The 25,469-nt window shown below is 63.3% G+C and carries 22 protein-coding genes; 15 read left to right on the forward strand and 7 right to left on the reverse strand.

What is annotated here, in order from left to right; translation table 11 throughout:
* Nucleotides 1–20: 20 nt before the first annotated feature.
* The 12 genes from N805_RS21375 to N805_RS21430 all read left to right on the forward strand — a co-directional run bounded on the left by N805_RS21375 (nucleotide 21) and on the right by N805_RS21430 (nucleotide 16,673).
* On the forward strand, nucleotides 21–3,098 hold the full coding sequence (locus N805_RS21375) for a virulence factor SrfB (RefSeq protein ID WP_019473123.1): 3,078 nt from the start codon (nucleotides 21–23) through the stop codon (nucleotides 3,096–3,098).
* Nucleotides 3,095–5,803: a virulence factor SrfC family protein gene (locus N805_RS21380; RefSeq protein WP_019473122.1), complete on the forward strand. Its 2,709-nt coding sequence runs from the start codon at nucleotides 3,095–3,097 to the stop codon at nucleotides 5,801–5,803. The genes N805_RS21375 and N805_RS21380 overlap by 4 nt, the downstream gene beginning before the upstream one ends.
* Nucleotides 5,804–5,808: 5 nt before the next feature.
* Complete coding sequence (locus N805_RS21385) at nucleotides 5,809–6,849, forward strand: hypothetical protein (RefSeq protein WP_019473121.1); 1,041 nt, start codon at nucleotides 5,809–5,811, stop codon at nucleotides 6,847–6,849.
* On the forward strand, nucleotides 6,846–8,798 hold the full coding sequence (locus N805_RS21390) for a vWA domain-containing protein (protein ID WP_019473120.1): 1,953 nt from the start codon (nucleotides 6,846–6,848) through the stop codon (nucleotides 8,796–8,798). Before N805_RS21385 ends, N805_RS21390 begins: the two co-directional genes overlap by 4 nt.
* Before the next feature lie 6 nt (nucleotides 8,799–8,804).
* On the forward strand, nucleotides 8,805–9,503 hold the full coding sequence (locus tag N805_RS21395) for an ABC transporter ATP-binding protein (RefSeq protein WP_019473119.1): 699 nt from the start codon (nucleotides 8,805–8,807) through the stop codon (nucleotides 9,501–9,503).
* Nucleotides 9,487–10,710 carry an ABC transporter permease gene (locus tag N805_RS21400; protein ID WP_026034638.1) on the forward strand — a complete coding sequence of 408 codons (1,224 nt, stop codon included), beginning with the start codon at nucleotides 9,487–9,489 and terminating at the stop codon, nucleotides 10,708–10,710. The genes N805_RS21395 and N805_RS21400 overlap by 17 nt, the downstream gene beginning before the upstream one ends.
* A complete protein-coding gene (locus N805_RS21405) occupies nucleotides 10,700–12,250 on the forward strand; it encodes a formylglycine-generating enzyme family protein (RefSeq protein WP_019473117.1) in 1,551 nt (516 codons plus the stop codon). Before N805_RS21400 ends, N805_RS21405 begins: the two co-directional genes overlap by 11 nt.
* Nucleotides 12,251–12,275: 25 nt before the next feature.
* On the forward strand, nucleotides 12,276–13,010 hold the full coding sequence (locus N805_RS21410) for a hypothetical protein (protein WP_019473116.1): 735 nt from the start codon (nucleotides 12,276–12,278) through the stop codon (nucleotides 13,008–13,010).
* A 13-nt stretch (nucleotides 13,011–13,023) separates the two neighbouring features.
* Nucleotides 13,024–13,527, forward strand: a complete 504-nt coding sequence (locus tag N805_RS21415; protein WP_019473115.1) for a hypothetical protein — start codon at nucleotides 13,024–13,026, stop codon at nucleotides 13,525–13,527.
* Nucleotides 13,528–13,573: 46 nt separating this feature from the next.
* On the forward strand, nucleotides 13,574–14,809 hold the full coding sequence (locus N805_RS21420) for a VWA domain-containing protein (RefSeq protein WP_019473114.1): 1,236 nt from the start codon (nucleotides 13,574–13,576) through the stop codon (nucleotides 14,807–14,809).
* A gap of 8 nt (nucleotides 14,810–14,817) precedes the next feature.
* A complete protein-coding gene (locus tag N805_RS21425) occupies nucleotides 14,818–16,110 on the forward strand; it encodes a VWA domain-containing protein (RefSeq protein ID WP_026034635.1) in 1,293 nt (430 codons plus the stop codon).
* Between the two features lie 125 nt (nucleotides 16,111–16,235).
* Entirely contained in the window at nucleotides 16,236–16,673 is a 438-nt protein-coding gene (locus tag N805_RS21430; RefSeq protein WP_019473113.1) for a CBS domain-containing protein, read from the forward strand.
* A gap of 6 nt (nucleotides 16,674–16,679) precedes the next feature.
* On the opposite strand, the gene N805_RS21435 is transcribed toward N805_RS21430, so the two are convergent.
* From N805_RS21435 to N805_RS21445, 3 genes are all read right to left on the reverse strand, one after another.
* Nucleotides 16,680–17,318: a hypothetical protein gene (locus N805_RS21435; protein ID WP_019473112.1), complete on the reverse strand. Its 639-nt coding sequence runs from the start codon at nucleotides 17,316–17,318 to the stop codon at nucleotides 16,680–16,682.
* Between the two features lie 69 nt (nucleotides 17,319–17,387).
* Nucleotides 17,388–17,630 carry a DUF2789 domain-containing protein gene (locus N805_RS21440; RefSeq protein ID WP_019473111.1) on the reverse strand — a complete coding sequence of 81 codons (243 nt, stop codon included), beginning with the start codon at nucleotides 17,628–17,630 and terminating at the stop codon, nucleotides 17,388–17,390.
* A gap of 61 nt (nucleotides 17,631–17,691) precedes the next feature.
* Nucleotides 17,692–18,150, reverse strand: a complete 459-nt coding sequence (locus N805_RS21445; RefSeq protein ID WP_019473110.1) for an aminoacyl-tRNA deacylase — start codon at nucleotides 18,148–18,150, stop codon at nucleotides 17,692–17,694.
* Nucleotides 18,151–18,248: 98 nt separating this feature from the next.
* Between N805_RS21445 and N805_RS21450 the strand changes: the two genes are divergently transcribed.
* Together N805_RS21450 and N805_RS21455 are read left to right on the forward strand one after the other, a co-directional pair.
* Complete coding sequence (locus N805_RS21450) at nucleotides 18,249–19,586, forward strand: NfeD family protein (protein WP_026034634.1); 1,338 nt, start codon at nucleotides 18,249–18,251, stop codon at nucleotides 19,584–19,586.
* Nucleotides 19,587–19,597: 11 nt separating this feature from the next.
* Nucleotides 19,598–20,350, forward strand: a complete 753-nt coding sequence (locus N805_RS21455) for a slipin family protein (protein ID WP_026034633.1) — start codon at nucleotides 19,598–19,600, stop codon at nucleotides 20,348–20,350.
* A 32-nt stretch (nucleotides 20,351–20,382) separates the two neighbouring features.
* On the opposite strand, the gene N805_RS21460 is transcribed toward N805_RS21455, so the two are convergent.
* From N805_RS21460 to N805_RS21470, 3 genes are all read right to left on the reverse strand, one after another.
* Nucleotides 20,383–21,015, reverse strand: a complete 633-nt coding sequence (locus tag N805_RS21460; RefSeq protein WP_019473108.1) for a LysE family transporter — start codon at nucleotides 21,013–21,015, stop codon at nucleotides 20,383–20,385.
* A gap of 199 nt (nucleotides 21,016–21,214) precedes the next feature.
* Nucleotides 21,215–21,802: a mechanosensitive ion channel family protein gene (locus N805_RS21465; protein ID WP_016497491.1), complete on the reverse strand. Its 588-nt coding sequence runs from the start codon at nucleotides 21,800–21,802 to the stop codon at nucleotides 21,215–21,217.
* Complete coding sequence (locus N805_RS21470) at nucleotides 21,802–23,712, reverse strand: ATP-binding cassette domain-containing protein (protein WP_026034632.1); 1,911 nt, start codon at nucleotides 23,710–23,712, stop codon at nucleotides 21,802–21,804. The genes N805_RS21465 and N805_RS21470 overlap by 1 nt, the downstream gene beginning before the upstream one ends.
* Nucleotides 23,713–23,762: 50 nt before the next feature.
* Here N805_RS21470 and N805_RS21475 point away from each other — a divergent pair, with 50 nt between their 5' ends.
* A complete protein-coding gene (locus N805_RS21475) occupies nucleotides 23,763–24,245 on the forward strand; it encodes a TIGR02444 family protein (RefSeq protein WP_028614135.1) in 483 nt (160 codons plus the stop codon).
* Here N805_RS21475 and N805_RS21480 read toward each other — a convergent pair.
* Nucleotides 24,221–25,339, reverse strand: a complete 1,119-nt coding sequence (locus N805_RS21480) for an AlgP family protein (protein ID WP_028614134.1) — start codon at nucleotides 25,337–25,339, stop codon at nucleotides 24,221–24,223. The genes N805_RS21475 and N805_RS21480 overlap by 25 nt on opposite strands.
* Between the last annotated feature and the right edge of the window lie 130 nt (nucleotides 25,340–25,469).

Here is a 25,469-nt window from a genome sequence, read left to right on the forward strand (position 1 = left end):
CCAGACGAGAAACGCAGAAGATGTTGCCCGAAATCACCCAGTTCGAAGAAACGGTCACGCTGGTCAGCGATACCGGAATTCAATTCATGGATTTCGCCCTGCGTCTCGGCCCGGATGGCGAGCAGACCGGCAAATTCGTCCAGCTCAACAACGGCATGGTGCCTACGCGCCTGCTGTGGTCCAAGGAATACAAGGACTTCTACGAGCCCGAGCCGGACAAAGTGGTGCAGGTGGAGTTCGACACCAGCGAAGAGAGCCACTTCCGCCTGCCCATGGAAGACAGCCTGAAGTTGCTGGACGGGGTCTGGTTGCCGATACCGGTCCTGCGCTTCACACCGCCCTATCGCTTTGACGAGGGCCCGAACAACTGGGCGCGCATGCGCCTGGTCAAGCTCGCGGAGCCCGATGTCGACGGCAACACCCACCGCCTCACCCTCGGCTTCGACAGCCGCACCATGCCAGTGGTTACCGGCGCACCGTACCTGGCGCCCAACGAAGACGACGTGCGCTCCGGCGTGGCGTTCAAGCTGGCCTGCAGTGCCCGCGAATATGGCTGGTTCCTGACCCACACATGGATCCGCGACTGGCTGGCGGAGGTGTACACCGAGGCGCGTGCCGAGTGGACCCGCGAACGCCTGGACCGCGACCTGCAGGGCAACCGCCACCTTGGCCATTATCTGAACCTGCTGAGCCTGTTGCGCCGCCCGGTCCCGGCCGAGCAGAGCAACGAAAAGCCGAAAGTCGAGATCCCGGAAATCAAGGTGATCGCCAACGAGGCCAATGGCATCGTCAAGCCGATCCCGGTGGACCTGGTGCTGGACGTCGGCAACTCGCGCACCTGCGGCATCCTCATCGAGGACCATGGCCAGGCGGGTTCGGGCATGCGCCATAACTACGTACTGGCGCTACGCGACCTGAGCGAGCCGGAAAAGGTCTATAACCAGGCCTTCGAGAGCCGGGTCGAGTTCACCCACGCCGCCTTTGGCAAAGACCACCTGTCGATCAAGAGCGGCCGCCACAACGCCTTCCAGTGGCCGACCATCGCCCGCGTCGGCGGCGAAGCTGGCCGCCTGGCCAGCCGCAACCGCGGCACCGAAGGCTCGACCGGCCTCTCCAGCCCCAAACGCTACCTGTGGGATGAAAAGGCCTACGGCCATGGCTGGCGCTTCAACACCGCCTACGTCAAGACCGACAAGGAGCCAATGGCCGTCGCCGCGCCATTCGCCAACCTGATCAACGACCGTGGCCAGCCGCTGTACCTCAAGCCCTTCGACATGCCGGTCTTCAACCCGCGCTATTCGCGCAGCAACCTGATGACGTTCATGCTGGCCGAAGTGGTGACCCAGGCGCTGACCCAGATCAACAGCCCGGCCCAGCGTTCGCGCCAAGGCCATGCGCGGGTGCCGCGCCTGCTCAACAGCATTACCCTGACGGTGCCGCCGGGCATGCCCCAGGCCGAGCGCAGCCTGCTCAGCAACCGCCTGTACGAGGCCATCGGCCTGGTCTGGAAGAGCCTGGGCTGGCACCAGGACGAGAGCAACCCATTCAAGGGCAAGGACGTCAAGACCCGTACCCCGTTCCCCAGTGTGCGCGTGGAGTGGGACGAAGCCAGCTGTGGCCAGCTGGTTTACCTGTACAACGAGGTCAACGAGAACTTTGCCGGCCACCCGGAGGAGTTCTTTGCCACGCTGGCTCGCCCGGACAAGCAAGAACACGAACAGATCACCCTGGCGACCATCGACATCGGCGGCGGCACCACCGATCTGGTGATTACCGATTACCGCCTGGACCGTGGCGCGGGTGGCGGTGCCGGTGCCAACGTGCACATCGTGCCGACCCAGCGCTTCCGTGACGGCTTCAAGATTGCCGGTGATGACATCCTGCTGGACGTAATCCAGGAGTTCATCCTGCCGTCCTTCGCCAATGCACTGCGCACGGCGGGTGTCCCGGCACCCGATGCCCTGATGTCGCGCCTGTGCGGCAATGGCGATGCCACTGCCCAGGAGCGCTTGCTGCGCCAGCAATTGAACCTGCAGGTGTTCGTACCGCTGGGCCTGGCCCTGCTCAAGGCCTATGAGCAGTTTGACCCGGCACAACCACAGGCTGCCGTGGAGCAGACGTGGCAGCAGGTATTGGGTGAGGCACAGATCAATGACAGCGTACTGGCGTTCGTCAATGCCGCCGTACGCCGCGAAGTCGGCCGCGACGGCGCTCTGAACCTGCTGCAGACCCCGATTGTCTTCGACCTGGAGCGCGTTCACGCCGCCTTCATGGGTGGCCAGATCAACATCACCAAGGTGCTCGGCGAATTGTGCGAGGTGGTGTTTAACTACCCTTGCGACATGCTCCTGCTGACCGGCCGCCCTTCTCGCCTGCCCGGCATCCAGGCCTTCATCCGCCAGCGCCTGCCGCTGCCGCCAGGGCGCATCCTGCCGATGCAGAACTACCGCACCGGCGGCTGGTACCCGTTCCACCGCAATGGCCTGATCGACGACCCGAAAAGCACCGCCTCGGTGGGCGCAATGATCTGCCTGCTGTGCTCCAAGCACAGCGTGCCGAACTTCTATTTCCGCACTGCCGCGCTCAAGCCGTACTCGATCATCAAGCACTTTGGCCAGATCGACAATGCCGGCACCATCAAGCGCGCCGACGTGCTCTACCACGACCTCAAGTCCGACAAGGGGCTGATTGAGCTGCCAATCGTCGGCGAAGGTGAGGAGCGCGGTACGCCTTGGCTGGAAATGCGTGGAGACATGCACCTGGGCTACCGTCAGCTGGCCGCCGAACGCTGGTCTGCCTCACCGCTGTACACCCTGCGCTTCACGTCCTCGGGCAGCGCAAAGTTTTCCCACGCGGTGGGCAAGAACGGCGAGGCTCCAGTGCTGCGCATTCGCCTGGAAATCGAGCAGTTCGACCAGGAGGAACGCGAACAGGGGTTGATCAGCGACAAATTGATCATCCAGAAGCTGGAATCGAACATCCAGGATGCCGACTTCGATTTCGACCGGGATCTTGAACTCTCACTCAACACCATGCCGACCATGAGTTTGAGTGACAGCGACTATTGGCTCGACAGCGGGAACGTCAAAGGAAAATGAGCGACCTAACGCCAAAGCAACAGCAGTTGATGGGTGCCTGGGGCGCCATTCACAAAGGCGCCGGCGAGGCCCTTGACTGGATCGAGCAGGTGCGTGGCAATGCTGCCAGTGTCGAGGCCGAGGCCGATGGCCTCAACCTGCGCCTGCGCCAGGCCCGCAACCGCGCCAAGGACCTGCAGCGTGCCGCTTCCACACCCATGGTGATCGGCTTCTTCGGCCTGTCCCAGGCGGGCAAGTCGTACCTGATCTCGGCATTGGCCGCTGACCGCAGTGGCCGCCTGGAAACCGATTTCGGCGGCCGCATCCTGGACTTCATCGAACATGTGAACCCGACCGGCCTAGGCAAGGAAGCCACCGGCCTGGTCACCCGTTTCAGCCGGCGCGCCAAACCCAGCCCGGATGCCAACCATCCGGTCGAGCTGAAGCTGTTCAGCGAAATCGAAGTGGCAAAGATCCTGTCCAATGCCTGGTTCGAGGATTTCGACCAGGAAAAGCTGGATTACACCTATACAGACGAACGCATCCAGACCCTGCTGGCCGGCTTCGAGGGCCGCGATAACGAAGGCCTGCAACCGGGCGTCAACGGCGATGACGTGGTCGCCCTGTGGGACTACCTCAAAGGCAACTACGAAAAGTCGGTGCGCAAGCTCAACGAGCTTTACTGGCCACGGGTGATCAAGCTGGCGCCACGCCTGAACCCGCGCCAGCGGGCCAAGCTGTTTTCGGTCCTGTGGGGCGAACAGGACGCCCTCACCGAAATTTATGAGCTGCTGGTTGGCAGCCTGCAGAAACTGGGTTTCCCCGACACCGTCTACGCCCCCCTGAGCGTGCTGGTGAAGGAAGAAAACGGCGCCTACACCCAGGCCAACAGCATCATGAACGTCGATATTCTCGGCCGCCTGGGTACTGGCCGCGACCTGCCCGTAAACGTACTGCCGCTGCAGGGCGACAAGGTGCAGGGCAGCGTGACACTGTCGGTCGCGCAACTGGCGGCACTGACTGCCGAGATGACCTTCCGCCTGACCAACAGCCCCAAGGACCCAGTCGTAGAAGAAGTCGACCTGCTCGACTTCCCCGGTTACCGCACTCGCCAGAAGTTGCTGCGTATCGAAGATGCGGCAAGCCCGGACGTGGTAGAAGAGGTCAACCCGGCCGCCAGCCTGATCCTGCGTGGCAAGGTCGCCTATCTGTTCGAGCGCTATACCGACGCCCAGCAGATGAATGGCCTGGTGCTGTGCACCAGTTCGTTCAAGCAAAGCGAAGTGGTCAGCGTGGGGCCGGTGCTGACCCGCTGGATCCACAAGACACAGGGCGCCACGCCCAAAGAACGCAGCCAGCGCACCCCCGGCCTGATCTGGGCGCTGACCATGCTCGATGGTTTCATCGGCAACACCCTCGCCCTGAGCGAAGGGCAGCTGCCCGAAGGCTGCGAGAACATGATGAAGCTGACCATGATCGAGCGTTTCGGCAGCCAGGAGTGGATGAAAGACTGGTCCGGGGTACCGTTCAACAACACCTACCTGGTGCGCAAGCCGCGCCTGGACACTGCGTTCATCGAGCGCGATATCGGCAACGGCGAAGAAACCAGCCTGAACGAGCGCCATGCACCGCGCCTTGTACAGTTACAACAATGCTTCGCGCAAAGCCCGTCGGTGCTGCGGCACATCAAGGACCCGGCTGACGCCTGGGCCGCGATGCTCGAACTCAATGACGGCGGGATCAGCCGCTTCAGTGGCAGCTTCCGGGGCATCAGCAACATCGACTTCAAGCTCACCCGTATCGAAGAACAGCTGGAACAGTGCCGCACCGACCTGCTGGAACACGGCCTGAACACCTGGCGCGAAGAAGATTTCGAACAACTGCTGAACAAGAAGCGGGAAAAGACCCAATACCTGCTCGACAACCTGGGTGCCGACCCGGACGCGATCAGCGAACTGATCCATGCCTTGCAGGTGCCTGTCGAACAGCTGCGTGACCTTTATCTGGGCGGTGTGTACGACATCGACGGGATTGACGGCGACGCCACTGAAGAGCCGGAACAAGCCGCCAAAGCCCCGGCCAACAAGGCCCCGGCCATCAGCTTCGGTAACCTGTTCGCCAATACCCCTGCCGCAGCACCAGCCCCTGCTGCCAAGCCACTGGCCAAACGCCTTACTTCTGAGCAGCGCTTTGTCCGCGCGGCACTGAAGGCGTGGATCAAGCACATGCGCGATCTGGGCACCCAACCCATGCGCCTGGTCAGCCTGCGCATCAGCCGTGAAGTGGTCGAGGCCTTGGTCGAAGAGTTGGTCAGCGCAGTGCGCCGCCCGTTGTTCATCGAGCAGCTGGACACAGCCGTCATGCGCCGGGTGCTAAACGGCATGCGCCGTGACCAGATGGTCCAGCGCCAGGTGCTGACGGTGCAGCTGGCCATGCGCGACTTCCTGTCCTGGTTCGGCTTGCTGGAGAAACCCGCCGCAGAACGCCCGAACAGCCTGCTGGGTTCGCGCGAGCCGGTGTTCGACTTTTACCAGAGCGTGCCCTTGGGCGAGCTGCCGATGCTGCCGGAACAACCTCCGCACCATGAACAACGCTTCCTGGTTGACTGGCTGTCGGGCCTCGCCTGGCTGACCCAGGAAAACGCCAAGAGCGGCGCCGACCCGGAAATTACCACCGAGCAGCGACGCCAGTTGGCGGTGCTGCTGAACACCTTTCAAGCGAGTTGATTGCAATGGGTATCAGAGTTGATGTGCTGCCACTGGACGTGAACACACCAGGCCAAGGCCTGCTGCGGATCACCGGCTGGGAGGGCGCCAGTGAAGGGTTGCAATGCTCCCTGCAAAGCAGCCAGTCCCATGAGTTCCTGCATGAAGGCGGGCACTGGGGCAACGTCGCCCATTGGTTCCGCCTGGATAACCTCACTGCCGTTGCAGGCGCACCGGCCATCGAGACGCGGATCGGCCCCAACCTGATCAACCCATTGCTGCAAGCCAGCGGCACCGCCACCTTCCGCATCGAGGTCAGCAACCCGCAGACCGGGCGCAGCGACCTTGGCATGGTGCGTATCAACAGCGCCATCATCGCGTCTGTCGAGTCTGGGCCAGCGCTGGAGAAATCGCCGCCCCCGGCACCCTTGCCCAGCGCGACGGTGGTTGTCGAGCCACCTGCGGTGACCACCCCTGAGCCTGCTCCGGCAGTGGCGGCAGAGCCCGAGCCCGAGGCCGCGCCAGCCCCCCAGCCCGCACCTGTGGCTCCGCCGCCGAAGGCGCCTGCCAAGCAAGGCCAGAAGTGGCTGCTGCCCCTGTTGATCCTGATCCTGCTGGCGCTTGCCGCCGGCGGCGGTTGGTGGTGGTTCAACCGCAGCGCAGCCGAAGCACCTGCAGCCGTGCCGCCTGAAGACAAGCCCGTCGCACAGGCCGACGCGGCCAAACCTTGTTCGCTGGAAAGCATGCAAGGCCAGACGTCACTGGCGTTCCTGCAGTCGTGCATCCAGAGCAAACCGGACAGCGCAGCGCTGCTTGAGGTGATCAGTTTGGCCAAGGCCAACGACCAGTGCGATGTGGCCCAGCGCCTGTATGCCAACCGCGCCAATGCCGGTGACATCCAGATCGCCACGGCCTACGCCCACGAATACGACCCCAAGTACCACCAGCCAAGCAACTGCTTCAAGGCGCCGGAAGCCGCCACCGCAGCCTCCTGGTACGAGACCATCCTCAGCTTCGATGAAAACAACGCCGAAGCCAAGCAGCGCTACGAGGAGCTCAAGCCATGAAGATGCGTAGCATTGGCGCCGCGCTGCTGGCCTTGTCGCTCAGCCCTGCCCTGCAGGCAGCCGACAAGCCCCTGCTGCAGGATGGCAAGAAAACCCTGTTCCAGCGCGTGTTGACCACGCCGGGCTGCAAACTGAGCGATAACGCCGGGGCAGCCCCTGGCGCCGCACAACCCACCTTCAGCCGCTTCTACGTGTACGAACGCGCCCAGGCTGACGCCCGCGAGTGGCTGCGGGTCGGGCCTGACACCCAGGGCAAGAGCATCGGTTGGCTGCCTGCCGATTGCACCGTCGAATGGAAAATGCAGCTGACCCTGGCGTTTACCAACCCCGCCAACCGTGATCGGCTGATGTTCTTCAAGGAGCGCAACCAGCTCGAAGGCATTCTCAACGCCCCCGACCCGGTCAGCCATGTCGCCCCGCTACGCGCCAAGCTCAAGCACGGCACCGAGGCACCCGGCGTGCTGGCCGAAGAGCCCGAATATTTCGTCGACCTGCAGAAAAACTTCTACCTGCTGCCAGTGCTCAGCGGCGAAGAAGTGATGACCGAGGAAGGCTTCCGCACGCGCATTCTCAATGTGGCGTCGGTCAGCAAGGCCGACAGTGCCGCAGCCGCAACGCCTGCACCTGCCCAGGCCGCTGCCAACCAGCAGTTGAAGGCGTTCAGTGCGGCCGTGGTGTTCGTCATCGACTCGACCATTTCGATGGACCCGTACATCGATCGCACCCGTGAGGCGATCAAGCGCGTGTACGGGCAGATCGAGAAGGAAAACCTCGGCAAGCAGGTCAAGTTCGGCCTGGTTGCCTACCGTTCCAGCACCAAGGCCGTGCCGGGCCTGGAGTACGTCAGCAAGATGTACGCCGACCCCAACACGGTGAAAGACGGTGCCGATTTCATGGCCAAGGTCGCGGACCTGAAGCAGGCCAAGGTGTCCAGCAGCGAGTTCAACGAAGATGCCTACGCCGGTGTCATGTCTGCCGTGGACCAGATCGACTGGAGCCAGTTTGGTGCCCGCTATGTGGTGCTGATCACTGATGCCGGCGCCATTGACGGGGGTGACAAGCTGTCGAGCACCGGCCTTGGCGCCGAACAGGTCAAGATCGAAGCCAGCAACCCTGGCGTGGCCCTGTACACCCTGCACCTGAAAACCCCGAGTGGCGCCAAGAACCACAGCTCCGCCGAAGCGCAGTACCGTACCCTGTCGAGTTACCCGGGTACCAACACCTCGCTGTACTACCCGGTCAATGCCGGCGATGTGGAGGCCTTTGGCCGCAAGGTCGACGGCCTGGCTGCCGCCATCACTCAGCAAGTGCGGGCGGCCTACATGGGCGAGGCGGCCATCGGCAGCGCAACCAACGCCAAGGCCGATCCTGCCGAGAAGAAAATGCTCGAGGATGCCGCACTGATTGGCCACGCCATGCAGCTGGCCTACCTGGGCAAGGCCAACGGAACCCAGGCGCCACCGGTGTTCCAGGCCTGGATCAGCGACCGCGACCTGATCAAACAGAACGTGCCAACCACCGATGTGCGCGTATTGCTGACCAAGGCGCAACTCAGCGACCTGAGCGATGTACTCAAGCAGATCCTGGATGCCGCCAACGAAGGCATGATTTCGCCCGACGAAATGTTCACCCGCCTGCGCTCGGTTGCAGCAACCATGGGTGCCGACCCCAACCAGCTGAAGCAGGGCTCGACCACCCGCGTGGCAGACCTGGGCGTGCTTGGCGAGTACCTGCAAGACCTGCCCTACCAGAGCGAAGTGCTGAACCTGGACGAAGAAACCTGGAAGGGCTGGGATGGCCTGGCCCAGGAGAAATTCATCCGCAGCCTGAGCACCAAGCTGCGCCATTACCAACGCTACAACGCCGATGTCGACCGCTGGGTTGCCCTGGCGCCGGGCAGTGACAGCCGCGACAACGTCTACCCGGTACCGCTGGAAATGATGCCCTGACCCCATATGCTCGATATCAAGGGATTACAAGTCGTTCGAGGCGAAGGATCGCAGGCTCACCGGGTACGGCTGGACACGCTGAGCCTGCAACCCGGCGAAGTACGTGCCATCACGGGCGAGAGCGGCTGCGGCAAGAGCACACTGCTGGAGGCCATTGGCCTGCTGCTCAAGCCTGAGCAACTGACGCACTACAGGCTTGGCCCGCAACGCCAGGATGTGGCCAGCCTGCTGGCCAGCGACCAGCAGCCCGCGTTGGCGGCATTGCGTTCGCGCGAGCTTGGCTTTGTGCTGCAGAACGGCGGGCTGCTGCCTTTTCTCAGTGTGCGCGACAACATCCTGCTGCCACGCCGGCTGCTCGGCCTGCCACCTGCCAGCACGGCGGTGGACAAAGCTGTCGAGGCACTGCGCCTGGCACCGCTGCTGGGCAAACTTCCCCAAGCGCTGTCCATCGGCGAACGCCAGCGGGTGGCCTGCGTGCGTGCCATCGCCCATGAACCACGGGTGCTGTTGGCCGACGAGCCCACCGCCGCACTCGACCCGCACAATGCAGAGCGGCTGTTCGAACTGCTGCTGCAATTGGTGGCTGAGCTAGGGCTGAGCGCCTTGATCGTGTCCCACGACTGGGCACTGGTCGAACGCTTCGGCCTGCCGCGCCTGGGTGCCATCAACGGTCAAGGGGAAACACGCTTTGAACCCGTGGCATAAACGCCTGGCATTGCTGGCACGGTTATCCCTGGCCGATCTCTGGCACGACCGTAATGTTTCCTTGTGCATGGCGGCCTCACTGGTCGCCGTCATTGCCCCGCTGTTGTTGCTGTTCGGCCTCAAGCACGGGGTGGTCAGCCAGTTGCAACAGGAACTGCTCAGCGACCCCCGCAACCTTGAGGTCAAGATGCTCAGCAGTGGCCACTTCGACCAAGCCTGGCTGCAACGGTTGCAGGATCGCCCGGAGGTGGGCTTCGCCATCGGCCAGACCCGCTCGCTGAACACCCAGGCCGACCTGCTGGGTGCACACGGCCGCTTCGCCGACAACGTCGAGGTCATCCCTACCCGGGCCGGCGATCCCTTATTGGCAACAGACCTGAGTGAGCTGGCGCCCGACCAGGTGATTCTCAGCGAACGTGCCGCCGAACGCCTCGACGCCAAGGCCGGTGACACCCTGCGCTTGCGCGTTGCCCGGCGGCTGAACGAAGTCAACGAGCGTGGCGAGCGCACGTTGCAGGTGCGTGCCATCGTCAGCTCGGTGCGCTTCGCCCGCCCTGCAGCCTTCGTCAGCCCCGAGCTGCTGATGGAGCTGGAGCACTATCGCGACGGTTATCTGGTGGCCAGCCTCGGGGCAAGCAGTGGCCAGGCCCTTGATGCCCTGAACGTCGGCTACGCCCGGGCCCGGGTCTATGCGCGGGACATCGACAGCGTGGCACCGCTGGAGCGCTGGCTTAACGAACAGCGCATCGAAACCGCCAGCCGCCTGGCAGAAATCAACAGCGTCAAGGCAATCAACCACGTGCTCGGGCTGATTTTCAGCGTTATTGCCGGGGCCGCCCTGATCGGCTGCATCGCCTCGCTGGTCGGCGCCTTCCTGGCCAACATCGATCGCAAGCGCCGCCACCTGGCCGTGCTGCGCCTGTTGGGCTTCAGCAGCCCCGCCGTATCGGCCTACGTGGTGCTTCAAGCACTCGTGCTGAGCCTGGTGGGCTACCTGGGCGGCCTCGGCAGCTACTACCTCGGCAGCCTGCTGTTCGACCGGTTGCTGGTCAGCAGCCAGGCAACCGGCGCCTTCATTTGTCACATCACCGTATGGCATGGCGTGGTCGCCCTGCTGCTGGCGTTCCTGGTCGCCGGCCTGGTCGCCCTGATCGGCGCCTTGCGTGCCATACGGATACAACCTGCGGAGAGCCTGCGTGAACTCTAAAGCCTACAGCCACCTGCTTCTGGCGCCACTTGCTCTCGGCTTTGCGCTGCAAGCCACAGCGGCGACCTGGGAAGAGAAGTACTACAACCCCATGGCCGACGCCGACGACGTGGTATTGCCCATGCCCTGTGACGGTGCCATGGCCTTTCGCAAGGTGATGATCCCGGTGGCCGGCCCGCTGGACGACTACCCCATCAACATCGGCCAGGACAGCGCCGAGTGGGGCTATGTCGAGCAGACCCGCCCGGCGTTCATTGCCGGCAGTTTCACCAGCGCCAAGGGTGAGAAGTCGCGCTACTACCTGCTGGCCAAGTACGAGATGAGCCAGCTGCAGTACAAGGCGTTGATGGACGAAACCTGCCCGACCGCCTCCAACAAGCAGCGCCTGCCGGTTGTATCGGTGTCGTGGCTGGACGCCCTGCAGGCTGCCGACAAGTACAACCGCTGGTTGCGTGCCAATGCACCCGACAAGCTGCCCCGGGAAGATGGCGCCCAGGGCTTTTTGCGCCTGCCAACCGAGGTGGAGTGGGAGTTCGCCGCGCGTGGCGGTTTGCAAGTCAGCACGGCCGAGTTCCGCGATGGCCGCTACCCCATGCCCGAAGGCCTGAATGCCTACGAGTGGTTCGCCGGCGCGCAGTCTGCCAACGGCCAATTGCAGCTGAGCGGGCTGCTCAAGCCCAACCCGTTGGGCCTGCATGACATGCTGGGCAATGCCAGCGAGATGATGTTCGAGCCGTTCCGCCTGAACAAGCTCGACCGCCAGCACGGCCAGGCCGGTGGCTATGTGGTGCGCGGGGGCAACTACCTGACCAGCGAAGGTGAACTGCGCACCTCGCTGCGTCAGGAAGAGCCGTACTACAACGCCGAGGGCGCAGTCGCCAAGAAGACCAACGGCCTGCGCCTGGCCATGGTTTCCCCGACCCTGACCTCGCGCGACCGGGTAAAAAATATCGAAAAGAGCTGGAGCAAGCTGGGCAGCGATCAACCGGCTGCCGAAAGCAAACAGAAAGGCACCGTCAAGGCGCTGGAAGAGCTCGCCTCCAACGTGGAAGACGAAGCCCTCAAGAACCAGCTCAAGACGGTCGAGAACCAGCTGCGCGCCAGCAACCAGCAACAGCAGGAAGCCCGTGACCAGGCGATTCGCGCCAGCCTCAACCTTGGCGCCTTCCTGTGCACCAAGATGCTCGACGATGGCCAGTACCTGGACTTTTTGCAGAAAAACTACGCCGCCAACTGCAAGGCCGGCGAAGAAGACCCGACCTGTGGCGTGCGCAAGGTCAAGCTCGAAGAGCAGCAGGAGCGCCTGCACAAGCTCAGCCGCTACTACGCCAGCTCCCTGGTGGAGTCGGGTTCGCTGTACGGCAAGGACTTGCTCGAAGCCCAGGTGCCGGTGCTGGACGGCTCGTTCAAGGCCAACAAGAACCTCAAGGATCTGTCGCCCTACCTGCGTACCCACTGGGCCAACCAGGCGTCGTTCCTCAAGACCCAGAAGATTGATGCCAATGCATGGCTGAACAGCTGCAAGACCGTCGCACATTGACCCAAGGACATCCAGGAGCCACACCATGAACTTCCCGACATCCACCCGTATCAATCCCTGGCTGGGTCTGCTGATGGCTGCTTGCCTGGCCATTACCGGTTGTGCAAATACCGGCAGTTCGATGACCGGCAGCCAGGGCACGGCGGACCCGCGCCTGACCAGTGGCAATGATGCCAAGTTCTTCACCACATCGGGCTTCCAGGCCTGTGCCATCGCGGCCAGCGCCGGCATTCTTGCCTGCATGCTGTCCAACTCCGGCAACAAGGCAGCCTGTTCGATCATCGCCGGTGTCGGCGCGTGCGGCGTGGCCATGGGCGCCAACTACTACCTCGATCAGCGCCGGGCGAAATATGCCAATACCACCGAGCGCCTGAATGCGATGACTGCCGAAGTGCAGGGTGAAACCGCCAAAGTCGCGCAGCGTACCGATACGCTGCAACGTGTCATCAATGACGACAAGCAACAAATTGCCAGCATCCAGCAGAGCATGAAAGCCAAGACCCTGGACAAGGCCAAGGCCCAGCGGGATATCGCCAACATCGACCAGAACATCGGGTTGATGCGCAAAGACCTGACCAACATGAAAAAACGCGTTACCGAATACCAGCAGGTGGCCAAGCTTGAACGTGACGGCGGCGCCAGCCAGGCCGAAGTGCAAAAGGTCGAAGCCGAGATCACCAAGATGAACACCAAGGTCGCCTCGCTGCAGCAGGAGGTCGATGGCCTCTACAGCCAGCGTTCGGCAATCACCCTGGGCTGAAGGAGTGCACGCCATGTTTCTACGTAACTGCCTGTGCCTGGCACTGCTGGCCAGCCTTGCCGGTTGTGCGACCACTGCCTCCCAGTGCAATGCCTCCGACAGCAGCGCCAGCCTGATCGGCAAGCTCAACTGCGATTACGGCGGAGGTTATGCCGAGGGTGTGCGCAACAGCGAACAGGAACTGCTCAGCGCCAAGGAGCAGAACCGCCAGTTCAACGAAGTGTACGCACAACTGAGTGCACTGCAGGCCTCGACCCGCCAGGACCTGCAAAGCCAGCAGCGCCAGCAGGCCAGCCTGGAAAAATCGTTGAACGACCTGCTGGGCACGCTCAAGGCGCGCCATGGCAACAAGAGCGATGTGCAAAAGCAGATCGCCGGCCTGGAGCAACAGCTCAAGGCTAACCAGGCCGCACCCTCGCAAAATGCCAGCAGCGCCCAGATCGAAGCCCGCAAGCAGAAGCTGGCGGCCCTACAACAACAGGTCAGCCGCCTTCAGCTGAGCCTGGGTTACGAGTGAAACCTCATCGGCAGCTTCGGCTGCCGTCTCTTTTCAGGATATCCACATGCAGCGGGTCACCCGCGACACCAGCCCCCCCAAGGACGACCTGCGGGTGCTCGAACAGGCCATGGCGATCATCGTCAGGCATTTTCCCCCAAGCATTGCTCATCTGTTTGCCACCCCACGCAACGGCAAGGATGGCCTGCGCGAATGGTGGTCGGAACTGCAAGGCCAACCGCACCGCTACCACGACCTCGGCGCCGAGCAACAGGCAGCCTTGCTGCGCCTCTACGACGAGCGCCAGGAAGCCGTTCACCAGCTGGTAAGCAAACTGCAAAGCCTCGGCCAGGCCAACGATGCTGCAATGCTGCGCAAGCTCATCGGGCCTGCCGACCTGAACAACCTGTACAGCATCAACGGCCAACCGCTGGTCGTGCGGTGGGCCGAACCTGCCCCCGTCAAGCCGCTGCCCGCATCGGTGCCACCGCGACCCGCGCCCGTGATTCGTCGGCGCTGGGTCTGGCTGCCGTGGTTCTTGCTGCCGCTGCTCGGCCTGCTGTTGCTGGCCCTGGCCTTGTGGTTGGGCTGGCCCTACCTGCAGCATTGGCTTGGCAACCGCCACGCCACGCCCTTCGCCTGTGTGAAAGACACCCGTATACAGCCGCCCGAGTTTTCCGTGGTACTGGACACTTCGGGCTCGATGCAACTCAACGTGGCCACCACCCTTGAAGACGAGCAATGGTTCTTCAAGCACATCAATAACGACCCGAACATCGATCAGCAGCGTGTTGCGCAAATCACCCAAGCCCCCGTGCGCATGGACGTGGCCAAGAGCAGCCTGACCCGCCTGATCAACGACCTGCACCCGGCAATCGACATGCGCGTGGTGACCTTCGATGGCTGCCGCGCGCCGCTGGACCATGGCGTGTTCACCCTGGCCCAGCGCCCGGCGTTGATCAAAGGTATTCAGGCACTGGTGCCCGATGATGGCACCGCCCTGGCAGCCAGCCTTGATGTGGCGGCCAGGACCATGAACGGTCGCGATCGCGATGGGGTGATCCTGATGTTCATCGACGGTGCCGATGGCTGTGACCAGGACGTTTGTGCAGTGGCGCAGCGGATTGCCCGCGAGCAGCCGCGGTTGCGCGTCAACCTGGTCGATATCAGCAACAGCAACCTGGCCAGCTGTGTCGCCCAAAGCACGGGGGGAAGCATCTATTCCGCCAACGATGCCGGGCAGGTTGCCGCTGCCATCAAGCTTGCCAGCCAGGAAGTCTCCAGCACAGCCGATTGCGACTAGGACAAACCATGCAAAGGGTAAACCGCGACACCCACGCCAGCCAGGATGCTGCCAGCGCGCTCGAACTCAGGGTGGCGTTGATCCGTCAGCACTTTCCGCCGGGCATCGCTCACCTGTACGCAATACCCCGGCAGGGCCGCGACGGTGTGCTGGAATGGTGGTCTGAACTGGAGGGGCAACCGCATCTGTATACCACGCTCGGCCGAGAGCAGCAGGCTGCCTTGCTCAAGCGCTATGAAGAGCGCCAGGCAGCCGTCAGCCAATTGGCCGATGAGCTGCAACGGCGCGGCCAGGCGCCCGCAGCCGAAGCGTTGCGCACACTGATCGGCCGACCCGACCTGGCCAACCTGTACAGCATCAACGACGAACCCCTGGTGATTCGCTGGGGGCAGCCGGCACCTGTCGCTGCGCCGCCCGTGATGTCGCCACCTCCGGCACCGCGACAGCCCGCGCCGGCCAAGCCAAAACCCGCACCACCCCCCAAGCCCACCCGGACAAGAACCGTGGTGATGACCGAACGCCGCCGCCTGCGCCTGTGGCCCTGGCTGCTGTTTGGCCTGTTACTGCTCCTGCTCTACTGGCTGTACAGCAGCTGGCCTGTGCTGTACCAGCGCTGGCAGGGCTATACGCAGACTGCAATCTGTACCCCGGGGGGCGCCTTCCAGGCGTCGGAATTTGCGGTGGTGCTGGACACCTCGGGCTCCATGGACCAGCGCATCCGCGTGAAAAAGGAAGATGACCCTTGGTACCTCGGCTTGCTGGCGCGCATTCCTTTCGTCGATGAGCTGCTGGCCAACAACCAGCCGCAACGGCTCACCCGTATGGAGGTGGCGAAAACTTCGCTGACCGCCGTGATCGGCGACCTGGACAACGCCGTGGACATGCGCCTGGTAACTTTCGATGGCTGCCGCAGCCCGGTGGATCACGGCGTCTTCGGCCAAGGCCAGCGCGCAGACCTGGTCAAGCGTGTGGCCGACCTGAAAGCACGTGGCGGGACCGGGCTCGGTATAAGCTTGCAAGCGGCCGCAAGCAAGATGAACGGGCGCGATCGAGATGGCGTGATCGTGATGTTCGTGGATGGCCGGGACAGTTGCGGCACCAGTGTGTGCAGCGTGTCGGAACAAATCGCCAAAAACCAGCCACGCCTGCGGATCAACGTGGTCAATATCAGCGCCAGCACCGGCTCCAACTGCGCAGCCAGCAACACCGGCGGGCGGGTGTATACCGCCAACGATGCCGCCGCTGTGGCGGCGGCACTCAAGGAAGCGAGCCAGGAGGTGGCCGCGACGGGTTGCCCGTAGGGGCAATAACGACTAATGACGTTTTTCAATCGACTCAATGCCGTTTCCTGCATTGCCGTGCAGAGCGCCGTGCCGGATGCTTTAGTTACTCCGAGACAGTGCTTTTTTTACCCGCAGAGGCCCGTATGAAGACCGTCGAACAAATCCTCAGGACCAAGTCCCAGCACCAGACCGTTTACACCATCGGCCCGGATGACTCGGTGCTCGACGCCCTGAAAATGCTGGCGGAGAAAAACGTCGGTGCGTTGCCCGTGGTCGAGGGCAACCAGGTGGTGGGTATCGTCAGTGAACGGGACTATGCGCGCAAACTGGTACTCAAGGGCCGCTCTTCCGCCGCCACCCCGGTGCGCGAAATCATGAGTGCACCCGTGGTCACCGTGGAGCCCAAGCAGAAGCTCGATTTCTGCATGAACCTGATGACAGACCGTCACCTGCGTCACCTGCCGGTGGTCGACAACGGCAAGCTGCTCGGCCTGCTGTCGATCGGCGACCTGGTCAAGGAAACCATCACCGAACAGGCCAGCCTGATTCAGCAACTGGAGCAGTACATCCGCGGCGAATGAAGCCCCTTAGTGGTAGGCGCGCTCCAGCTCGTCCAGTTGATGGTCGAAGCTGCGCAGGCGCGCCGACCAGGTGTACACCAGCACCTCCAGGTCACGGTTGAGCACAGCAGTATTGCCATTGCCACTGCAGGTGGGCTCGCCCAGGTCCAGCTGGTAACGTTCACGGGCCATGGCCTGGGCCACGCTGGACAGGTCGCGGGCGTTGGCCAGCCAATGGTGATGGTGGTCATGGATTTCACGGTCGAGTACACGACACTGGCGCTTCAGGGCATCAAGGCTCTGCTCCAGCGGTGTGCCCTTGAGCTCGCCCATGACCTCTTCGAACGTACGCCCCGAATGCCAGTAGCTGCCCCAGAAATAGCGGTCGAATACCGTCTCGACGCGGCGTAGCGCCACCTTGGTGTTCCAGATGGTGAGCAACGTTCGTCCCTGAATCACTTCGCGCTTGTTCAGGTGCAACTGCTGCCAGGCGATCCAGGTCAGCGCCACCAAAACCACCGCCACGGTGACAGCGGCAGCCGCATACAGGAAGTGCACCGCCTGGTTCATCTGTTGCGTCTGCCTGATGCCATAGAAGTAACTGGCCGTCAGGGTGCCCAGGATCGTCACGGAGCACCAGAAACCTGGTGCATAGGGATCTTTCATCGCGCTATCCCCTTATTGTTTTCCTGAGCATAGCAACGGCCGATCACTCGTCAGGTGCCGCTCGGCGCTTTATTTTCGGGGGCGGCGCAACGCTTCGTTGAGTTGATCGAAGGGCACGGCCCAATCGGAATCTTCAATGATGCTTTCCTTGAGAAAAGCACGCTGCGAGTCGGTCCAGAACGGCGCATCCACCAACTTTATCTCGTTCTTCAGCGGAGAATGGCTGGTGATGAACTGATCGATACTCTCGGGATCGTCGGGCAAGCCCAACTGCTTGAACAGGTCGGCAAAGGGATGGATCGGCGCTTCCATGGTTCCTCCTGAGCGCCAGGCAGGCCGTCCACGACGCCCGTCTGGCATTTGTGTGAAAACATCAGCACAGCTCGCGCACTTCGGCGTGCGGCACCAATTTCATGTACTGCTCCATGCTCATGTGGATCAAGTGATCGTGGTCACCCGCCTCAAGGTAGACATCACCCTGGCGAGTAAGACTCGGATCGAGCAACATTTTTATCTGGTAAGCGTCGCCAAGGGCCGGCACGGCGCCGCGTTCGCAGTCGCCGAACAGGCTCGGCAGGCCGCTTTCGCGGGTCAGGTGCCAGGCCCCGGACATGCGCACCTTGGTCATGTCCAGGTGCCGGTTGGCCGGTAACACGGCCATGATGTAGTTGCCATGACGGTCATCGAGCATCACCGACTTGGCGACCCGCTCGGCGGGCACGCCGGCCGTACGGGCCGACTCCAGGCTGGTGGCCGAGTGTGGATGGGGAATGATGTCGTAGTCGCAGTTGGCCTTGTCCAGGCGGGCCTGCAGGGTCTTTGCCATACGCATGATGCACCTCCGGTTTCGCCCCCCAATCTGCAATTTTAGGCCGGCTAGCGCCAGCCAGGGCTAAACTTGTGTAATACGGGCAAACGAGGTGACGACAGGTGATCGCCCGCTGCTGGCGCTGGCTATTGCTGCTGTTGCTGCTTGGCATCACGCCAGGTGGCCAGGCAGCGCCCGGTGCGGTGTGGGTGCTGGGCATCGATGATGCCATTGGCCCGGCCAGCGCCGACTACCTGGTACGCAGCCTCGACCAGGCCCAGGCTCAGGGCGCGCAACTGGTGGTGATCCGCATGGACACCCCCGGTGGTCTGGACAGCGCCATGCGCCAGATGATCAAGGCGATTCTCGCCAGCCCCGTGCCGGTTGCCACCTATGTGGCCCCCAGCGGTGCCCGCGCTGCCAGCGCCGGCACCTATATTCTTTACGCCAGCCATGTTGCCGCGATGGCCCCCGGGACCAACCTGGGTGCCGCCACGCCCGTACAGATTGGCGGCCCCCCAGGTGCGCCCAAAGACGACGAGGCCAAGGGTGGCGATGATGAAACCTTGGCCCGCAAGCAGGTCAACGACGCCGCTGCGTACATCCGCGGCCTGGCGCAGCTGCGCGGGCGCAATGCCGATTGGGCGGAGAAGGCCGTGCGCGAGGCCGTCAGCCTCTCTGCCAGCGAAGCCTTGCGGCTGAATGTGATCGACCAGGTAGCCGATGACCTGCCCGCCCTGCTGCGCAAGCTCGATGGCAAAACGCTGGAGGCCGCCGGCCAGCCACACCAGCTGAACACCGCCGGCGCCAGCTTGGTGGAGCACCTGCCGGATTGGCGCACCCGGGTACTGGCGGTCATCACCAACCCCAGTGTGGCGCTGATCCTGATCATGATCGGCGTGTACGGCCTGTTGTTCGAATTCATGAGCCCCGGCTCTACGGTGGGTGGTGTGGTCGGCGGCATCTGCCTGCTACTGGCGCTGTACGCCCTGCAGCTGTTGCCGGTGAGCTTCGCCGGGGTGGCGCTGATCGTGCTGGGCATCGCCTTCATGATCGCCGAAGCCTTCCTGCCCAGTTTCGGCGTGGTCGGGTTTGGCGGCATCGTTGCCTTTGTGGTCGGTGCGCTGATCCTGATCGACACCGACGCACCCGGCTTCGGCATCCCGCTGGCCTTGATCGGTACCCTGGCAGTGCTCTCGGCGCTGTTGATCGGCGGCGTGCTGGGCATGGCCCTGAAGGCACGCCAACGGGCGCTGGTCAGCGGTGACGCCGGCTTGGTCGGCAGCCTGGTCCCCGTCACCCAGGTGATGGCAGGCAACCCGTTCCGTGGCGTGGTACTGGCCCAAGGCGAGCAATGGCAGGTGCAGTGCGCAACGCCGCTGCACGCTGGCCAAAACGTGCGGGTGACCGCGCGCCATGGCGTGATGCTGGACGTGAGCGCCGCCGCGCCTGCGGCGTAAGGAGAATGACCATGTTCATGCAAGTGGGTTTCGGTGCCGTGCTGATCGTGCTGGTGATGCTGTTGCTGTCGACGTTTCGCATCCTGCGCGAATACGAGCGCGGCGTGGTGTTCCAGCTGGGGCGCTTCTGGCAGGTGAAGGGGCCGGGGCTGATCCTGCTGATCCCGGTGATACAGCAAATGGTGCGGGTCGACCTGCGCACGGTGGTGCTGGATGTACCCCCACAGGATGTAATTACCCGCGACAACGTCTCGGTCAAGGTCAACGCGGTCCTCTACTTCCGCGTGCTCGACCCGCAAAAGGCGATTATCCAGGTGGAGGACTTTCTGGTGGCGACCAGCCAGTTGGCCCAGACCACGCTGCGTGCGGTGCTGGGCAAGCACGAACTGGATGAGCTGCTGGCCGAACGTGAGCAACTGAACGCGGACATTCGCCAGGTGCTGGACGCGCAAACCGATGCCTGGGGCATCAAGGTGGCCAACGTCGAGATCAAGCATGTCGACCTCAACGAATCGATGGTCCGCGCCATCGCCCGGCAGGCCGAGGCCGAACGCGAACGGCGGGCCAAGGTGATCCATGCCGAGGGGGAATTGCAGGCGTCAGAGAAGCTAATGCAGGCTGCGCAGATGCTGGGCAAGGAGCCTGGGGCGATGCAGTTGCGCTATATGCAGACGCTGGGGGCGATTGCGGGCGACCGGACCTCGACCATTGTCTTCCCGATGCCGGTGGACTTGCTGACGGGGCTGGTAGCCAAGCAGAAATAGAGCTGGGGCCCGGACGAGGCCCCAGCGGTCTGTTAAAGAGGTGCGCGGCGCAGGGTCGCCAGGAAGGTGGCCGCACCAATGAACAACCCGGCAAAAGTCCGGTTAAGGCGCTTCTGCTGCTTGGGTGTACGCAGCAAGCGCAACACCCGCGAAGCCAACCCGGTGTAACCCGCCATCACCAGCATGTCCACGGTGATCATGGTCACGGTGATTGCCACATACTGCGGCAGCAGCGGTGCATGCGGGTTGATGAACTGCGGCAGTACCGCCAGCATGAACACCAGCGCCTTGGGGTTGCTGACGTTGACCAGGAACCCGCGGAACACCAGGCTCAGCGGTTTGCCGATAGGGCGCACGCCGGACTCATCGGACATGTCCATCGGCAAGGCGCGCCATTGCTTGTAGGCCAGGTAGACGAGGTAGGCAACGCCGAACCATTTGATGACCTGGAAGGCGGTGGCCGAGGCGGCCAGGATGGCGCCGACGCCGGCGGCAATAATGGCGATTTGCACAATCAGGCCCAGTTGCAGGCCCAGGGCGTTCCAGTAACCACGCCAGAAACCGTATTGCAGGCCGCTGGACATCGAGGCAATTGCCCCGGCACCGGGTGACAGGCTGATCACCCAACAGGCGGCAAAGAAGCCCAACCATACTTCCATCGACATCACACACCTCGCTCGAACATTTGTTGCAAAGCGTTAAGCTAAGGTTTTGGTGAAAAAATAACCAGCGATTTCTGATGGATTTTCTATCGCCTGTACCGGCCTCTTCGCGGGTAAATCCGCTCCCACAGGTACTGCGCCACATCACGGCCTGTGGAGATCCTGTGGGAGCGGGTTTACCCGCGAAGGGGCCAGTACAGGTTTAATCAGCTTCGGCAGCTGTTTCTTTATGCAAGGCCTGCACCTCAGCCCCGCGCCAGCGCCGTACCGACTTCTGGAAGAACTGGCTATTGGGCACCTGCACCAGCGCCCCGCCCGCTTCGGGCATTTCCAGCAGGGTGGTAAACAGCAGGTTTATAGCGATCACCCGGCCTTTCACCCCCGGCTTGTCCAGCGTGTCGACCAGCTCGACCACATCACCGATGCGAAACGGCCCGACCGTGAAGATGAGCACCGCGCACAGCAGGTTGGACAGCACGCTCCACATGGCGAAGAAGGCCACCGCCGCCACCGCGACAAAGCCGGACAATGCCGTCCACAGCACGGTCGCCGAAACCCCCAGGCGCTCCAGCACGAACAGCAGCGCGCTGCCCATGATCAGCCAGCGCAGGCCGCCACGCACCGGTACCAGCAGCTCAGGCGGCAGCGGATAACGCTGGCCCAGGCGGCTCAACCCGCGAGCAACGATGCGCTGCAGGACGAAGGCCGCCACCAGGATCAACAGAATCTGCAAGCCCAGCCAGAAGGTGTCCATCCATTGCCCTGGCAGCAGCGAACGCAGTTCCTCCATCAGGACAGCGCCTCGAGTTCGGCCTGCATGCTTTCGAGGGTTTCCAGCGCTTCCATCCAGGCTTCTTCCAGCTCACCTTCGCGTTGCTTGAGCTTGGTCTGGCGCGCCAGCAGGTCACGCAACTCGTCCTTGCGCGCCGCTTCGTAGAGGCCACCGTCACCCAGCGCGGCCTCGATCTCGGCCAGTTGCACGTGCACCTGGTTAAGCTCGGTTTCCAGCTTGTCGGCAGCCTTCTTGTGCGGTGCCAATTGCTGGCGCAAGGCTGCGGCAGCCTGACGCTGGGCTTTCTTGTCGGTCTTGTCCGGGTTGACCGGGGTGGTACTGGCCGGCGCGCTGCGCTGGCGGTACTCGACCAGCCAGCGGCTGTAGTCGTCCAGGTCTCCGTCAAAGGGTTCGACCTTGCCGTCGGCTACCAGCAAAAAGTCGTCGGTGGTGCTCTTGAGCAGGTGGCGGTCGTGAGACACCACCACCACGGCACCGGCAAACTCCTGCAACGCCATGGTCAGCGCCAGGCGCATTTCCAGGTCCAGGTGGTTGGTCGGTTCGTCGAGCAGCAGCAGGTTCGGCCGCTCCCAGGCAATCAGCGCCAGCGCCAGGCGGGCCTTTTCGCCACCAGAGAAATTCACAACCGGCTCGTCGGTGCGGGCGCCATGGAAGTCGAAGCCGCCGAGGAAGTCGCGCAGGGTCTGTTCGCGCTCGGTGGGGGCAATACGCTGCAGGTGCAGCAGCGGGCTGGCCTTGTCGTCCAGCGAGTCCAGCTGGTGCTGGGCAAAGTAGCCAACCGCCAGGTTTTCGCCACGTACCAGGCGGCCCGACAACGGCTCCAGCTCACCCGCAAGGTTTTTGATCAGGGTCGACTTGCCGGCGCCGTTGGGCCCGAGCAGGCCAATGCGCGCACCTGGGGTGAGCTGCAGCTTGACCTTGTCGAGGATGGCCTTGTCGCCATAACCCAGGCAGCCTTCGGACAGGCTCAGCAACGGGCTGGAGATTTTTTGCGACTCGCGGAAGACGAAGTCGAACGGCGAGTCGACATGCGCCGCCGACAGCTCCTCCATGCGCTCCAGGGCCTTGATCCGGCTTTGTGCCTGACGTGCCTTGGTGGCCTGGGCCTTGAAGCGGGCGATGTACTTTTCCATATGCGCGCGCTGTGCCTGCTGCTTCTCGTAGGCTTGCTGCTGCTGCGCCAGGCGTTCGGCACGGGTGCGTTCGAAAGCGGAGTAGCCGCCCTTGTACAGGTTCAGCTTGCGCTGCTCGACGTGCAGCACATGGTCGACCACGGCGTCGAGGAAGTCACGGTCGTGGGAGATCAGCAACAGCGTGCCGGGGTAGCCCTTGAGCCAGTCTTCCAGCCACAGGATGGCGTCGAGGTCCAGGTGGTTGGTGGGCTCGTCGAGCAGCAGCAGGTCGGACGGGCACATCAGCGCCTGAGCCAGGTTCAGGCGCATCCGCCAGCCACCGGAGAAGTCGCCGACGCGGCGGTCCATCTGCTCGTTGGTGAAGCCCAGGCCTGCCAACAACTTGCGCGCACGGGCGTCGGCAGTATAGCCGTCGGCGCCTTCCAGCTCACTGTGCAGGCGCGCCAGGGCGGTGCCATCGTGAGCCTGCTCGGCCGCAGCCAGTTCGGCCTGGACCTTGCGCAGGCGCGCATCGCCGTCGAGCACATAGTCCACGGCCAGGCGGTCGAGGGTGTCGACCTCCTGGCGCATGTGGGCGATGCGCCAGTCGCCGGGCAGCAGGCAATCGCCGCCATCGGGCGACAGCTCACCGCGCAGCAAGGCGAACAGGCTGGATTTTCCGGCGCCGTTGGCGCCGATCAGGCCGGCCTTGTGACCGGCGTGCAGGGTCATGTCGGCGCCGTCTAGCAAGCGCTGCGGACCACGCTGTAAAGTGAGGTTGGATAGTCTGATCATGATGGTCGCGGAGTCTACCAGCTTCCTCGGCCCATAGCGCGAGTGGAACCATGTACACCGACCTGTGGAATTACGCCCTGGCCCTGTATGCCAGGCCCGGCGTGGAAGCGGCCTGCCTTGAGCTGCAGGCGCAGGGTGGCGATGTCTGCTTGCTGCTGTGCGCAAGCTGGCTGCAGGCACGTGGCGTGGCCGTGCTGGACGAGCGCGTGCAAGCGCTGCACGAAGTTGCCGAGCCCTGGCAGCGTGACGTGGTCGCCCCGTTACGCAGCCTACGCCAGCAATGGCGAGTGTGCGCGGCGGGTGATACGCAACTGGCGGCGTTGCGTGAACAGGTAAAGGGTTTGGAGTTGCAGGCGGAAAGAACTTTGCTGGAGCGCTTGCAGGAACGCTCGCGACAGTGGCCCGCGGACTCCAGTGAGCCCACGGACGACTGGCTGGCCCGGCTGGCGCCCGCCCCTGCCCGACACCACGACGCGCTGGATCAGTTGCGCGTCGCGGCGGCTGCGCTTCAGGACGCCGAAGACGGTGCCTGAGCCGGGGTGCTGGCGGGTGCTGACGGTGCTGCCGACGGGGCCGGGGTGGCCGAGTTGGTTGCCGCGGCCGGGGTGCTTGCGGCTGGCGTAGCAGGTTTGGTTTCGGCTGGCTTGCTGGCAACAGGCTTGGCGGCAGCTGGCTTGGCGGCCGTACGTGCTGGAGCCTTGGCGGCAGCGGGTTTCGCTGCTGGTTTTGCTGCTGGTTTCGCGGCAGCGGCTTTGGCCGGCGCAGGCTTGGCTGCAGCAGTGGCTTTGGCTGCTGGCTTGGCCGCAGGTTTGGCAGCAGTAGTCGCTTTGGCAGCTGGCTTGGCGGCAGGCTTGGTAGCCGCGGTCGCTTTGCCAGCTGGCTTCGCGGCTGGCTTGGCAGCAGCAGTCGCTTTGGCAGCTGGCTTCGCGGCTGGCTTGGCAGCAGCTGTCGCTTTGGCAGCTGGCTTCGCGGCTGGCTTGGCAGCAGCAGTCGCTTTGGCAGCTGGTTTCGCGGCAGGCTTGGCAGCAGCAGCGGCTTTGGCAGCTGGCTTCGCGGCAGGCTTGGCAGCAGCAGCGGCTTTGGCAGCTGGCTTCGCGGCAGGCTTGGCAGCAGCAGCGGCTTTGGCAGCTGGCTTCGCGGCAGGCTTGGCAGCAGTAGCCCGGACGGCTGGCTTGGCTGCAGATTTGGCAGCAGTGGTTTTGGCAGCTGGTTTGGTGGTTTTGGCGGCGCGCAGGTCAAGTGCCTTGGCTGCTGCTTCGCGAACTTTGCCTACACCTTGGGCCAGCTTGAGGCTGTCCTGAGCGTCGCGCTTGAGTTCCTGGATATAAGAGCGGGTCTGGGTTTGACGTTCCTTGAGGGCATCGAGCAGCCCTTCAAGTTCGCCAATGGCTTTTTGCGCTTTGGACTGCGCCTTGCCTTTACCTGCCTTGGCGGCATCCTGCAATTTCAGGCGACCGTTGTGCAGTTTTTCCTGGGCCTTGCCACGCTGCTTTTCCAGTTTGGCCAGCAGTTTTTCCGCATCAGCCAGCGCTTGCGAGCAGGCATCTTCCAAGTGTTCGAGCAGGCTGCCCGAAAGTTGCTGGAGCAGGTGTAACGGCGTACTTACTGGCTTCTTTTTGGCCGACATGGTTTACCTCCTGGCTGACGAGATTGCGGCTCATACTATGCTTCTGCTGCTACCGCCGCTAGGGCATGTTGACAGTAATATTTACGCCGCGTTGCATGCCTGGGCAAAGTTGTTATCTTGCAGCTGCGTG

Source organism: Pseudomonas putida S13.1.2, from assembly GCF_000498395.2.
In the GTDB taxonomy this organism is placed as follows: Bacteria; Pseudomonadota; Gammaproteobacteria; order Pseudomonadales; family Pseudomonadaceae; genus Aquipseudomonas; species Aquipseudomonas putida_Q.

Bases quoted from the DNA above. Each gene is read 5' to 3' on its own strand.
- N805_RS21375 (WP_019473123.1), top strand. From the start codon at position 21: ATGTTGCCCGAAATCACCCAGTTCGAAGAAACGGTCACGCTGGTCAGC.
- N805_RS21380 (WP_019473122.1), top strand. From the start codon at position 3,095: ATGAGCGACCTAACGCCAAAGCAACAGCAGTTGATGGGTGCCTGGGGC.
- N805_RS21385 (WP_019473121.1), top strand. From the start codon at position 5,809: ATGGGTATCAGAGTTGATGTGCTGCCACTGGACGTGAACACACCAGGC.
- N805_RS21390 (WP_019473120.1), top strand. From the start codon at position 6,846: ATGAAGATGCGTAGCATTGGCGCCGCGCTGCTGGCCTTGTCGCTCAGC.
- N805_RS21395 (WP_019473119.1), top strand. From the start codon at position 8,805: ATGCTCGATATCAAGGGATTACAAGTCGTTCGAGGCGAAGGATCGCAG.
- N805_RS21410 (WP_019473116.1), top strand. From the start codon at position 12,276: ATGAACTTCCCGACATCCACCCGTATCAATCCCTGGCTGGGTCTGCTG.
- N805_RS21415 (WP_019473115.1), top strand. From the start codon at position 13,024: ATGTTTCTACGTAACTGCCTGTGCCTGGCACTGCTGGCCAGCCTTGCC.
- N805_RS21420 (WP_019473114.1), top strand. From the start codon at position 13,574: ATGCAGCGGGTCACCCGCGACACCAGCCCCCCCAAGGACGACCTGCGG.
- N805_RS21425 (WP_026034635.1), top strand. From the start codon at position 14,818: ATGCAAAGGGTAAACCGCGACACCCACGCCAGCCAGGATGCTGCCAGC.
- N805_RS21430 (WP_019473113.1), top strand. From the start codon at position 16,236: ATGAAGACCGTCGAACAAATCCTCAGGACCAAGTCCCAGCACCAGACC.
- N805_RS21435 (WP_019473112.1), bottom strand. From the start codon at position 17,318: ATGAAAGATCCCTATGCACCAGGTTTCTGGTGCTCCGTGACGATCCTG.
- N805_RS21440 (WP_019473111.1), bottom strand. From the start codon at position 17,630: ATGGAAGCGCCGATCCATCCCTTTGCCGACCTGTTCAAGCAGTTGGGC.
- N805_RS21445 (WP_019473110.1), bottom strand. From the start codon at position 18,150: ATGCGTATGGCAAAGACCCTGCAGGCCCGCCTGGACAAGGCCAACTGC.
- N805_RS21455 (WP_026034633.1), top strand. From the start codon at position 19,598: ATGTTCATGCAAGTGGGTTTCGGTGCCGTGCTGATCGTGCTGGTGATG.
- N805_RS21460 (WP_019473108.1), bottom strand. From the start codon at position 21,015: ATGTCGATGGAAGTATGGTTGGGCTTCTTTGCCGCCTGTTGGGTGATC.
- N805_RS21465 (WP_016497491.1), bottom strand. From the start codon at position 21,802: ATGGAGGAACTGCGTTCGCTGCTGCCAGGGCAATGGATGGACACCTTC.
- N805_RS21470 (WP_026034632.1), bottom strand. From the start codon at position 23,712: ATGATCAGACTATCCAACCTCACTTTACAGCGTGGTCCGCAGCGCTTG.
- N805_RS21475 (WP_028614135.1), top strand. From the start codon at position 23,763: ATGTACACCGACCTGTGGAATTACGCCCTGGCCCTGTATGCCAGGCCC.
- N805_RS21480 (WP_028614134.1), bottom strand. From the start codon at position 25,339: ATGTCGGCCAAAAAGAAGCCAGTAAGTACGCCGTTACACCTGCTCCAG.